This window comes from Pseudomonas danubii (assembly GCF_042980055.1).
GTDB lineage: Bacteria > Pseudomonadota > Gammaproteobacteria > Pseudomonadales > Pseudomonadaceae > Aquipseudomonas > Aquipseudomonas danubii.
Genome location: NZ_CP116502.1, coordinates 5,873,472 through 5,886,838, shown reverse-complemented (window position 1 = coordinate 5,886,838; position 13,367 = coordinate 5,873,472). Strand labels below are relative to the sequence as shown.

The 13,367-nt window shown below is 66.3% G+C and carries 1 protein-coding gene; it reads left to right on the top strand.

All coding sequences use genetic code 11. The features are described 5' to 3' along the window. Positions 1-308: 308 nt before the first annotated feature. On the top strand, positions 309-13,325 hold the full coding sequence (locus PFZ56_RS26300) for a non-ribosomal peptide synthetase (RefSeq protein ID WP_170002719.1): 13,017 nt from the start codon (positions 309-311) through the stop codon (positions 13,323-13,325). Positions 13,326-13,367 lie beyond the last annotated feature (42 nt).

Genomic DNA, 13,367 nt, shown 5'->3' with positions numbered 1-13,367 from the left:
GCGACAAATTAGGCTGAATGATAATGATTGTCAATTGAGAAAAAGAACTAATGCTCTCTGCCGGTGAAGATTGAGAACGGCTGCTCGTTCATGGGGTGGATCAGGGCCTTGAAGGGCAGCATGCGGACTAATTATTTCAAGACGTCATCCGTTCTCATTGGAGAAAGATTCCGGGCAGCAAGCCCGGCCACGGCGCCTTCCGGATGCCCATGATTTACTTATAACTATTTGATTTATAGATAGTTTTTTAGGTTATGGCAGAGCAGGGCCCGATCTCCATTGCAAGCATAATCCTGGCAGGAAACCCCATGACGGACGCGTTCGAACTCCCCAGTACCCTGGCCCAAGCCCTTCAACGCCGGGCAGTCCTGGCACCTGATCAAGTGGCGTTGCGTTTCCTCGCCGAAGAGCAGGCGCAGAGCGTGGTCCTCAGTTATCGGGATCTGGACCTTCGCGCGCGGACCATTGCGGCCGCCCTGCAAGCCAATGCCCGGCAGGGAGATCGGGCGGTCCTGCTGTTCCCCAGTGGTCCGGACTACGTCGCGGCATTTTTCGGTTGCCTGTATGCCGGGGTGATCGCGGTGCCGGCCTACCCGCCGGAATCGACCCGTCGTCATCACCAGGAGCGCCTGATCTCGATCCTCGCCGACGCCGAGCCACGGCTGTTGCTGACCAGCGCCGGGCTGCGCGATGCGCTGTTGCAGATGGACGAACTCAAGGCCGCCGGCGCGCCGCAACTGCTCTGTGTGGACACCCTGGACGCCGGGCAGGCCGAAGACTGGCAGGCGGTTGAGCTTGAGGACCACGACATCGCCTTCCTGCAATACACCTCCGGTTCCACCGCGCTGCCCAAGGGCGTGCAGGTCAGCCACGGCAACCTGGTGGCCAACGAGCTGTTGATCCGCCGCGGCTTTGGTATCGATCTCAACCCGGACGACGTGATCGTCAGCTGGCTGCCGCTGTACCACGACATGGGCCTGATCGGTGGCCTGCTGCAACCGATTTTCAGTGGCGTGCCCTGTGTGCTGATGTCGCCGGCCTACTTCCTGGCCCGCCCCGTACGCTGGCTGGAAGCGATCAGCGAATACGGCGGCACCATCAGCGGCGGCCCGGATTTCGCCTACCGCCTGTGCAGCGAGCGAGTCAGTGAATCGGCCCTGGAGCGCCTCGACCTCAGCCGCTGGCGCGTGGCCTATTCCGGTTCCGAGCCGATCCGCCTCGACACCCTGGAAGGCTTTGCCGAGAAGTTCGGCGCCAGCGGTTTTTGTCGCGACAACTTCCTGGCTTCCTATGGCCTGGCCGAAGCCACCCTGTTCGTCGCCGGCGGCGTGCGCGGCCGCGGCATCCCGGCGTTGCGTCTGGACGACCAGGCCCTAGCGCAGAACCGTGCCGAGCCGGGGCAGGGCAGCGCCATGATGAGTTGCGGCTTCAGCCAGCCGGAGCACGCCGTGCTGGTGATGGACCCGCAACAGCTCAGCGAACTGCCTGACAACCGCATCGGCGAAGTCTGGGCCGCCGGGCCGAGCATTGCCCACGGCTACTGGCGCAATCCCGAAGCCAGCGCCAAGACCTTCGTCCAGCATGCCGGCCGCACTTGGCTGCGCACCGGCGACCTGGGTTTTATGCGTGACGGCGAGCTGTTCATCACCGGGCGCCTGAAAGACCTGCTGATCGTACGCGGGCACAACCTGTACCCCCAGGACATCGAAAAAACCATCGAGCGCGAAGTGGAAGTGGTGCGCAAGGGCCGGGTGGCGGCGTTTGCGGTCAGCGACCAGGGCCAGGAAGGCATCGGCATCGCTGCGGAAATCAGCCGCAGCGTGCAGAAGATCCTGCCCCCCGAAGCGCTGATCAAGGCCATCCGCCAGGCCGTGGCCGAAGCCTGTCAGGAAGCGCCCAGCGTGGTGGTCTTGCTCAACCCCGGGGCCCTGCCGAAAACCTCCAGCGGCAAGTTGCAGCGCTCCGCCTGCCGCACACGGTTGGCCGATGGCAGCCTGGATTACTACGCGCTGTTCCCGCAGGCCGGCAGCGAACCCGCCCGCGTCGGTGAAGGTTCTGAAGATGAACTGCAAAAACTGATCGGGCGAATCTGGCAGGAGCAACTGCAATGCGCGGCAGTGGCCGCCGACGATCACTTCTTCCTCTTGGGGGGCAACTCCATCGCGGCCACCCAGGTCATGGCCCGCCTGGGGCAGGAACTGGGCCTGGAGTTGAGCCTGCGCCTGTTGTTCGAAGCGCCGACCCTGGGTGAATTCAGTGCCGCCGTGGCGCGCCTGCAACAGGACGGCGGCGTGGCCCAGGGCAGCATTCAGGCCCTGTCGCGCCAGCAGCCGCTGCCCCAATCCCTGGCGCAGAACCGCCTGTGGATCACCTGGCAACTGGACCCGCACAGCAGCGCCTACAACATTCCCGGCGGCCTGCGCCTGCGTGGCGAACTGGACGAAGACGCCCTGCGCAGCAGCTTCCAGCACCTGCTCCAGCGTCACGAAGCGCTGCGCACGCGGTTCTTCGAGCGCGACGGCCAGGCCCTGCAACAGGTGGACGCCGCCGGTGAATTCAACCTGCAAGTGATTGATATCAGCGACCTGCCTGTGGCCGAACGCGAAGCCCGGGCGCAGCAGATTCGCGAAGACGAAGCCCGCACCCAGTTCGACCTGGAGCAAGGCCCGCTGTACTGGGCGACCCTGGTGCGCCTGGACGATGAAGAGCACCAGTTGCTGCTGACCCTGCACCACATCATCGCCGACGGCTGGTCGCTGAATGTGCTGATCGACGAGTTCTCCCGGCTCTACGCCGCGGCGGCCCAGGGCCAGAGCCTGGAGCTGGCGCCCCTGAGCTTGCAGTACGCCGACTACGGCAGCTGGCAGCGCCAATGGCTGGCCCAGGGCGAAGGCCAGCGTCAGCTGGACTACTGGAAGCAGCAACTGGCCGATGAGGCCCCGGTACTCAGCCTGGCCACCGACCACCCGCGTTCGGCCCAGGTCCGCCACAGCGCCGCGCGCCACAGCCAGCGCTTGAGCGTGACCCTCAGCGAGGCGATCCGCCAGACTGCCCAGGCCCAGCAAGTGACGCCGTTCATGCTGTTGCTGGCCACCTTCCAGACCCTGCTGCACCGCTACAGCGGGCAGACCGACATCCGCATCGGCGTGCCCAACGCCAACCGTCCACGCCTGGAAACCCAGGGCCTGCTGGGCTTCTTCATCAACACCCAGGTACTGCGCGGCCAGCTGGATGCGCGCCAGACCTTCGCCGAGCTGCTGCAACAGACCCGCCGCATCGCCCTTGAAGCCCAGGCGCATCAGGACCTGCCCTTCGAACAGTTGCTCGAAGCCTTCCCCGACGCCCGCGAGCAAGGCCTGTTCCAGGTCATGTTCAACCACCAGCAGCGCGACCTCAGTGCCTTGCGCCGCCTGCCGGGGTTGCTGGCCGAAGAGCTGCCGTGGCACAGCCGCGAGGCCAAGTTCGACCTGCAACTGCACACCGAGGAAGACCGCAACGGCCGCCTGAGCCTGGCCTTCGACTACGCCGACGAGCTGTTCGACGCGACGACCATCGAGCGTCTGGCCGGGCACTTCATCAGCCTGCTGGAGCATGCCTGCCAGCAGCCGGACAGCGCCCTGGGCGACTTGCCGTTGCTCGGCAAGGTCGAAGCGGCGCAACTGCAACAATGGAGCGTGGCGCCTTGCGCGAGCGCCGAACGCTGGCTGCCGGAACGCCTGCATGAACAACTGCAGCAGACTCCGGAGCGCACCGCGCTGATCTGGAACGGCGGCCAACTGAGCTTTGCCGAACTCCATGCCCAGGCCAACCGCCTGGCCCATTACCTGCGGGACAAGGGCGTCGGCCCGGACGTGTGCGTGGCCATCGCCTCCGAACGTTCGCCGCAACTGCTGATCGGCCTGTTGGCGATCATCAAGGCCGGTGGCGCCTACGTGCCCCTGGACCCGGACTACCCCGCCGAGCGCCTGGCCTACATGCTCGAAGACAGCGGCGTGCAATTACTGCTGACCCAAACCCATTTACTCGGCCAGATGCCCGAGGCCCCAGGCGTCAGCGCCATCGCCATGGACAGCCTCAAGCTCGACAGCTGGCCGAGCCAGGCTCCGGGCCTGCACTTGGACGGCGAGCACCTGGCCTATGTGATCTACACCTCCGGCTCCACCGGCCAGCCCAAGGGCGTGGGCAACACCCATCGCGCCTTGATGGAGCGCCTGCAATGGATGCAGGACAGCTATCAATTGCAGGCCGACGATGTGCTGATGCAGAAGGCTCCCATCAGCTTCGACGTGTCGGTGTGGGAGTGCTTCTGGCCGCTGATCAGCGGTTGCCGCCTGCTGCTCGCCGCCCCTGGCGAGCACCGCGACCCGCATCGCATCGCCCAGCTGGTTCAGGAGTACGGCGTGACCACGCTGCACTTCGTGCCGCCGCTGTTGCAGCTGTTCGTCGATGAACCGCTGAGCGCCGACTGCCACAGCCTGCGCCGGGTGTTCTCCGGTGGCGAAGCCTTGCCCGCTGAACTGCGCAACCGGCTGTTGGAGCAGTTGCCGAACGCGCAACTGCACAACCGTTACGGCCCCACCGAAACTGCGATCAACGTCACCCATTGGCAGTGTTCGGTCGATGACGGCGAGCGCTCGCCCATTGGCCGGCCGCTGGGCAATGTGCTGTGCCGGGTGCTGGATACCGAGCTCAACCTGCTGCCCGCCGGGGTGCCCGGCGAGCTGTGCATCAGCGGCCATGGCCTGGCCCGGGGTTACCTGGGACGCCCGGCGCTGACCGCCGAACGCTTTGTGGTCGACCCGCTGAGTGAGGAGGGCGCGCGCCTGTACCGCACCGGCGATCGGGTGCGCTGGTGCGCCGACGGCGTGCTGGAATACCTCGGCCGCCTCGACCAGCAGGTCAAGCTGCGGGGCTTTCGGGTCGAGCCGCAGGAAATCGAAGCGCGGCTGCTGGCCCAGGACGGCGTGGCCCAGGCCGCGGTGCTGGTGCGCGACACCATTGCCGGCCCGCAGTTGATCGGCTACTACACCGCCCCTGCCAGCGACGAAGATGAAACCGAGCAACGCGCTCGGCTGACCACCGCCCTGGCCGCCGAACTGCCGGAGTACATGGTGCCGGCGCAACTGCTGCGCCTGGAGGCCATGCCCCTGAGCCCCAGCGGCAAGCTCGATCGCCGGGCCCTGCCGGAACCGCAATGGCAGGTACGCGAACACGTTGAACCGAGCACCGATCTGGAACGGCAGATCGCCCAGATCTGGCGCGAAGTGCTGGGTCAGCCACGGATCGGCCTCAAGGACGACTTCTTCGCCCTGGGCGGGCATTCGCTGCTGGCCACCCAGATCATTTCCCGCACCCGCCAGGCCTGCGATGTCGAGCTGCCGCTGCGGGCGCTGTTCGAAGCCAGCGAGCTGGGAGACTTTGCCGAACAGGTGCTGCTGATCCAGCAGTCCGGCGCGCGCAACCAGCAGCCGCCGATTGCCCGGGTCGACCGCAGCCAGCCAGTGCCGCTGTCCTATTCCCAGCAGCGCATGTGGTTCCTCTGGCAGATGGAGCCCGACAGCCCGGCCTACAACGTCGGCGGCATGGCGCGGCTGTCCGGGGTGCTGGACGTGGGCCGCTTCGAGGCCGCGCTGCAAGCGTTGATCCTGCGCCACGAAACCCTGCGCACCACCTTCCCCAGCGTTAATGGCGTGGCCCACCAGCAGGTGCATGCCGACACCGGCCTGCGCATGGCCTGGAAGGACTTCTCGGCCCTGGCTCCGGATGCCCGGCAACAACGCCTGCAACAACTGGCGGACAGCGAAGCCCACCAGCCCTTCGACCTGGAGACCGGCCCGCTGCTGCGTGCCTGCCTGGTCAAGGCCGGCGAGCAGGAGCACTACTTCGTCCTGACCCTGCACCACATCGTCACCGAAGGCTGGGCCATGGACATCTTCGCCCGCGAGCTGGGCGCGCTGTACGAAGCCTTCCTCGACGACCGCGAATCGCCCCTGGAACCGCTGCCGGTGCAGTACCTGGACTACAGCGTGTGGCAGCGCCAGTGGCTGGAATCCGGCGAGCGCCAGCGCCAGCTGGACTACTGGACCGGGCAACTGGGCCGCGAACACCCGCTGCTGGAACTGCCCAGCGACCGGCCACGGCCCGCGGTGCAAAGCCACCAGGGCGAGCTCTACCGCTTCGATTTGAGCGACGAGCTGGCGGCCCGGGTGCGGGCCTTTAATGCTGAGCACGGCCTGACCCTGTTCATGACCATGACCGCCGCGTTGTCGCTGCTGCTCTATCGCTACAGCGGCCAGACCGACCTGCGCATCGGCGCGCCGGTGGCCAACCGCATCCGCCCGGAAAGCGAAGGGCTGATCGGCGCCTTCCTCAACACCCAGGTGCTGCGTTGCCAGCTCGACGGGCAGATGAGCGTCGGCCAGTTGCTGGAGCAGGTGCGCCACACCGTGATCGAGGGCCAGTCGCACCAGGACCTGCCCTTCGACCAGCTGGTGGAAGCCTTGCAACCGCCGCGCAGCACCGCCTACAACCCGCTGTTCCAGGTGATGTGCAACGTCCAGCGCTGGGAGTTCCAGCAAAGCCGGCAACTGGCGGGCATGACCGTGGACTACCTGGTCAACGATGCCCGGGCCACCAAGTTCGACCTCAACCTGGAAGTCACCGATCTGGATCAGCGTCTGGGTTGCTGCCTGACCTACAGCACCGACCTGTTCGATGAACCACGCATTGCGCGCATGGCCGCCCATTGGCGCAACCTGCTGCAGGCCCTGATTGACGATCCGCAACGACGCTTGTGCGAACTGCCGCTGCTGCACGCCGAGGAACAGCAGCAACTGCTGGACAGCCTGAGCGTCGAGCCCGGCGAGCACCGTCTGGACCAGTGCATCCACTACCTGTTCAGCGAACAGGCCCTGGCCCGTCGCGACGCCCCGGCCCTGACCTTCGCCGGGCAGACCCTGAGCTACAGCGAACTGGACAGCCGCGCCAACCGTCTGGCCTGGATGCTGCGCGAGCGTGGCGTAGGCCCGCAAGTGCGGGTCGGCCTGGCCCTGGAGCGTTCCCTGGAAATGGTCGTCGGCCTGCTGGCGATCCTCAAGGCCGGTGGCGCCTACGTGCCCCTGGACCCGGAATACCCCCTGGACCGCCTGCACTACATGATCGAAGACAGCGGCCTCGGCCTGCTGCTCAGCGATGCGCGGATGTTCGCTGCCCTGGGTGAGTTGCCGGCGAGTGTCGGTCGTTGGTGCCTGGAGGAGGACGGCGCGTTGCTGGCCAACTACCCGGCCAGCGAGCTGCCCTTGATCAGCCTGCCCCAGCATCAGGCGTACCTGATCTACACCTCCGGCTCCACCGGCCAGCCCAAGGGCGTGGTGGTGTCCCACGGGGAAATCGCCATGCACTGCCAGGCGGTGATCCGTCGTTTCGGCATGCGCGCGGACGATTGCGAGCTGCACTTCTATTCCATCAACTTCGACGCTGCCACCGAGCGCCTGCTGGTGCCGCTGCTCAGCGGCGCCCAGGTGGTACTGCGGGCCCAGGGCCAGTGGGACGCCGAGGAAATCTGCCAACTGATCCGTCAGCATCGCATCAGCATCCTCGGTTTCACCCCGAGCTACGGCAGCCAGTTGGCCCAGCATCTGGCCACCCAGCAGCAGACTCTACCGGTGCGCATGTGCATCACTGGCGGCGAGGCCCTGACCGGCGAACACCTGCAGCGCATTCGCGCGGCGTTCCAGCCGAGCCTGTTCTTCAACGCCTACGGCCCCACCGAAACCGTGGTCATGCCTTTGGCCAGCCTGGCGCCGCAGCACTTGGCCGAAGGCGTGGCCAGCGTGCCCATCGGCCGCATTGTCGGGGCGCGGGTGGCTTACATTCTCGATGCCGATCTGGCGCTGGTGCCACCCGGTGCCACCGGTGAGCTGTATGTCGGCGGCGCCGGGCTGGCCCAGGGTTATCACCGTCGTCCAGGGATGAGCGCCGAGCGTTTCGTGGCCGATCCGTTCTCCGGCGATGGCGGGCGCCTGTACCGCACCGGCGATCTGGTGCGCCAGTGCGCCGACGGCCAGTTGGAGTACATCGGCCGGGTTGACCATCAAGTGAAGATTCGCGGTTTCCGCATCGAGCTGGGAGAGATCGAAACCCGTCTGCTGGATCATCCGGCCGTGCGTGAAGCGGTGGTGCTGGCTCTCGACACCCCGGCTGGCAAACAGCTGGCCGGCTATTTGGTCAGCGAAGTTGCCGAGCACAACGAGGTGCAGCAGGCCAACCTGCGTGAAGCCCTCAAGCAGCAGCTGAAAACCCAGCTGCCGGACTACATGGTGCCGACCCACCTGATCCTGCTGGAGAGCATGCCCTTGACCGCTAACGGCAAGCTCGACCGCCGGGCCCTGCCGATGCCGGACCCAGAGCTCAATCGCCAGCAGTACGTGGCGCCGAGCAATGATCTGGAGCAGACCCTGGCCAAGGTCTGGGGCGAAGTGCTGAACGTGCAGCGCGTGGGCCTCAACGACAACTTCTTCGAACTGGGGGGCGACTCGATCCTGTCTATCCAGGTGGTCAGCCGTGCCCGCCAGTTGGGGATTCACTTCACCCCGCGGGACCTGTTCCAGCACCAGACCGTGCAGACCCTGGCCCGGGTCGCCAGCCACACTCAGCGCGTCAGCGCCGAGCAGGGTCAGCTCAGTGGCGAAGCGCCGCTGACGCCGATCCAGCACTGGTTCTTCGACAGCCGCATTCCCCAGCCGCAGCACTGGAACCAGGCGCTGCTGCTGGAGCCGCTGGGCGTGCTTGATGCTCAACGGCTGGAACAAGCGCTGCTGGCGGTGCTGGAGCAGCACGACGCCCTGCGCCTGCGTTTCTCTCAAGCGGACGGGCAGTGGCGCGCCGAGTACCTGCCGCTGTCCGACGCGCCTGTGCTGTGGCAAGTGCGGGTGCCGTCCATGGCCACCTGCGAGGCGCTGTTCGCCGACGCTCAACGCAGCCTCGACCTGGAACACGGACCGCTGTTGCGGGCGGTGTTGGTGGACGGGCCGGAAGGCGAGCAACGCCTGTTGCTGGCGATCCACCATTTGGTGGTGGATGGCGTGTCCTGGCGCGTGCTGCTGGAGGATCTGCAGAACGCCTATCGTCAGCTGGAAGCCGGGCAGGCTCTGAACCTGCCGGCCAAGACCAGTGCCCTGCGGGACTGGTCGAGCCGCCTGCAGGCCTATGCCGGCAGCGAATCCCTGCGTGAAGAACTCGGCTGGTGGCAGCAGCAACTGGCCGGCCCGGCCGCGCAATTGCCGGGCTTGAATGCCGCCGGCCGCCAGCAGCATCAGCAGGCCCGTAGCCACAGCGTGACCCTGGATGCCGAGCGCACCCGCCAGCTGCTGCAACAGGCCCCGGCGGCCTACCGCACCCAGGTCAACGACCTGCTGCTGACCGCCCTGGCCCGGGTGCTGTGCCGCTGGAGCGGGCAGCCTTCGGCCCTGGTGCAACTGGAAGGCCACGGCCGCGAGGCGCTGTTCGACGAGATCGACCTGACCCGCAGCGTCGGCTGGTTCACCAGCGCCTATCCGCTGCGCCTGACCCCGTTGCAAGTGGAAGAAGCGGCCGGGCAGGGCGCCTCGATCAAGGCCATCAAGGAACAACTGCGAGCGGTGCCGCATAAGGGCCTGGGTTATGGCGTGCTGCGCTACCTGGCCGATGACGCCTGCCGCGAGGCTTTGGCGGCGCTGCCGCTGGCGCCGGTGACCTTCAACTACCTGGGCCAGTTCGACCAGAGCTTCGGCGCCGACGCATTGCTGCGTCCGCTGGATGAATCCGTCGGTTCGACCCATGCACCTGAAGCACCGTTGCCCAACGAGCTGAGCATCGACAGCCAGGTCTATGGCGGCGAGCTGGTGCTGCGCTGGACTTACAGCGGCGAACGTTTCGACGCCGAGCTGATCGGCGAACTGGCGGACGCCTACCTGGGCGAGCTGCAGAGTCTGATTGCCCATTGCCTGCGCGACGATGCTGGTGGCCTGACGCCGTCGGACTTCCCCCTGGCGCGCCTGACCCAGGCCCAACTCGATGGCCTGCCGGTGCCGGCTGTGCAGATCGAAGACGTCTACCCGCTAACCCCGATGCAGGAAGGCATGCTGCTGCACACCCTGCTGGAGCCGGGCACCGGCTTGTATTACATGCAGGATCGCTACCGCATCAACAGCGAGCTGGACCCCGAGCGTTTCGCCCAGGCCTGGCAGGCGGTGGTGGCGCGCCACGAAGCCTTGCGCGCGTCTTTTTGCTGGAACGTCGGCGAAGACATGCTGCAGGTTATCCACAAGCCGGGCCGCACCCCGATCGAGTTCCTCGACTGGAGCGCGGTGCCCGAGGCCGAGCAGGAGCCCAAGCTGCAAGCCCTGCATAAACAGGAGCGCGAGGCCGGTTTCGATCTGCTCAATCAGGCGCCGTTCCACCTGCGGCTGATCCGCGTCGGTGCGGCCCGTTACTGGTTCATGATGAGCAACCACCACATCCTCATCGATGCCTGGTGCCGCTCGCTGCTGATGAACGACTTCTTCGAGATTTACACCGCTCTGGGCGAAGGCCGCGAGGCGCAGCTGGCGGTACCGCCGCGTTACCGCGACTACATCGGCTGGTTGCAACACCAGAGCCTGTCCGAGGCGCGGCAGTGGTGGCGGCAGAACCTTGAAGGCTTCGAACGCACCACGCCGATCCCCAGCGACCGGCCGTTCCTGCGGGAACACGCCGGTGACAGCGGCGGCATGATCGTCGGCGACTGCTACACCCGCCTGGATGCCCGGGACGGCGCGCGACTGCGCGAGCTGGCGCAGCAGCATCAGCTGACCGTCAACACCTTCGCCCAGGCGGCCTGGGCCCTGGTGCTGCGGCGCATGAGCGGCGATCGCGATGTATTGTTCGGCGTCACCGTGGCCGGGCGCCCGGTGGAAATGCCGGAGATGCAACGCACCGTCGGCCTGTTCATCAACAGCATCGCCCTGCGGGTCAAGCTGCCCGAGGAGGGGGAGCGCTGCAGCGTGCGCCAGTGGCTCAGCGGCTTGCTCGACCGCAACATGCAACTGCGCGAATACGAATACCTGCCGCTGGTAGCGATTCAGGAGTGCAGCGAGCTGCCCAAGGGCCAACCGCTGTTCGACAGCCTGTTCGTGTTCGAAAACGCCCCGGTGGAAGTCTCGGTGCTGGACCGTGCCCAGAGTTTGAACGCCAGTTCGGATTCCGGCCGTACCCACACCAACTTCCCGATCACCGCCGTGTGCTACCCGGGGGATGACCTGGGCCTGCACCTGTCCTACGACCAGCGCTACTTCGAACAGGCGACCATCGAGCGCCTGCTCGGCGAGTTCAAGCGCCTGCTGCTGGCCCTGATGCAGGGTTTCCACGGCGACATGACCGAACTGCCGCTGCTGGGTGAAGAGGAGCAGGACTTCCTGCTGGCCGGCTGCAACCAGAGCCAGCATGAGTACCCGCTGCAGCGCAGCTACGTGGAGCTGTTCGAGGCCCAGGTGGCGGCCCATCCGCAACGCATTGCCGCCAGTTGCCTGGACCAGCGCTACAGCTACGCCGAGTTGAACCGCTGCAGCAACCGCCTGGGCCATGCCTTGATTGCCAACGGCGTGGGCTTTGACCAACCGGTGGCCTTGCTGGCCGAGCGCGGCCTGGAACTCTTGGGCATGATCATCGGCAGCTTCAAGGCCGGGGCCGGCTACCTGCCCCTGGACCCGGGCCTGCCAAGCCAGCGCCTGGGGCGCATTATCGAGCTCAGCCGCACGCCGATCCTGGTCTGCAGCGCGGCCTGCCGCGAACAGGCCCAGGCCCTGCTGGACGAGTTCGCCTGTGCCGGGCGGCCACGGTTGCTGGTCTGGGAAGAGCTGCAAGGCGCCGGGCATGCCGAGCACAATCCGGGCCGCTACAGCGCGCCGGACAACCTGGCCTACGTGATCTACACCTCCGGTTCCACCGGCCTGCCCAAGGGCGTGATGGTGGAGCAGCGCGGCATGCTCAACAACCAGCTGAGCAAGGTGCCGTACCTGCACTTAAGCGAAGCCGACGTGATCGCCCAGACCGCGTCCCAGAGCTTCGACATTTCGGTCTGGCAGTTCCTTGCCGCACCGCTGTTCGGCGCCCGGGTCGACATCGTGCCCAACGCCATCGCCCACGATCCCCAGGGCCTGTTGGCTCACGTCCAGGAGCAGGGCATCACCGTGCTGGAGAGCGTGCCGTCGCTGATCCAGGGCATGCTCGCCCAGGACGCCATTGCCCTGGATGGCCTGCGCTGGATGCTGCCCACCGGCGAGGCCATGCCACCGGAGTTGGCGCACCAATGGCTGCTGCGTTATCCACAGATCGGTTTGGTCAACGCCTACGGTCCGGCGGAATGTTCCGATGACGTGGCCTTCTTCCGGGTGGACCTGGCTTCGACCCGGGGCGCCTACCTGCCCATCGGTACGCCCACCGACAACAACCGGCTGTACCTGATGGACGAAGCCCTGGAGCTGGTACCCCTGGGCGCCGTCGGCGAGCTGTGCGTAGCGGGCACCGGTGTCGGCCGTGGCTACGTCAGCGACCCGTTGCGTACCGCGCAGGCCTTCGTGCCCCATCCGTTCGGTGCGGCGGGCGAACGCCTGTACCGCACCGGCGATCTGGCACGCCGGCGCAGCGACGGCGTACTGGAATACGTCGGCCGGATCGACCATCAGGTGAAGATCCGTGGCTATCGCATTGAACTGGGGGAAATCGAAGCGCGCCTGCACGAACAGCCGGAACTGCGCGATGCCGCCGTGGGGGTGCAGGAAGGGGTCAACGGCAAGCATCTGGTGGGCTATCTGGTGGCCAGTGACTCAAGCCTGAGCCCGAGCGAATGCCTGGAGCGGATCAAACCGCGTCTGCGCGCCGAGCTGCCGGAATACATGGTGCCGCTGCACTGGCTGTGGCTGCAGCGCCTGCCGCTCAACGCCAACGGCAAGCTCGATCGCAAGGCCCTGCCGGCCCTGGAGATCGGCCAGTTGCAGAGCCAGGACTATCAAGCCCCGAGCAGTGAGCTGGAGCAAACCCTGGCCGATATCTGGGCCGAGGTGCTCAAGGTCGAACGGGTGGGCGTGCGCGACAACTTCTTCGAATTGGGCGGGCATTCCTTGCTGGCCACGCAGATTGCCTCGCGGGTACAGAAGACCCTGCAACGCAACGTACCGCTGCGGGCCATGTTCGAATGCAGCACAGTGCAGGAGCTGGCCGCGTACATCGACGGCTTGGCCGGGAGCGAGATCAGCGAGGAGAAGGTCGATCGCTTGAGCGACCTGATGGCCGAGTTGGAGGGCTTGTAAGCTTTTGCGGCGGGCGCAGCCACCCCAAAGGCTGCGCCTCAA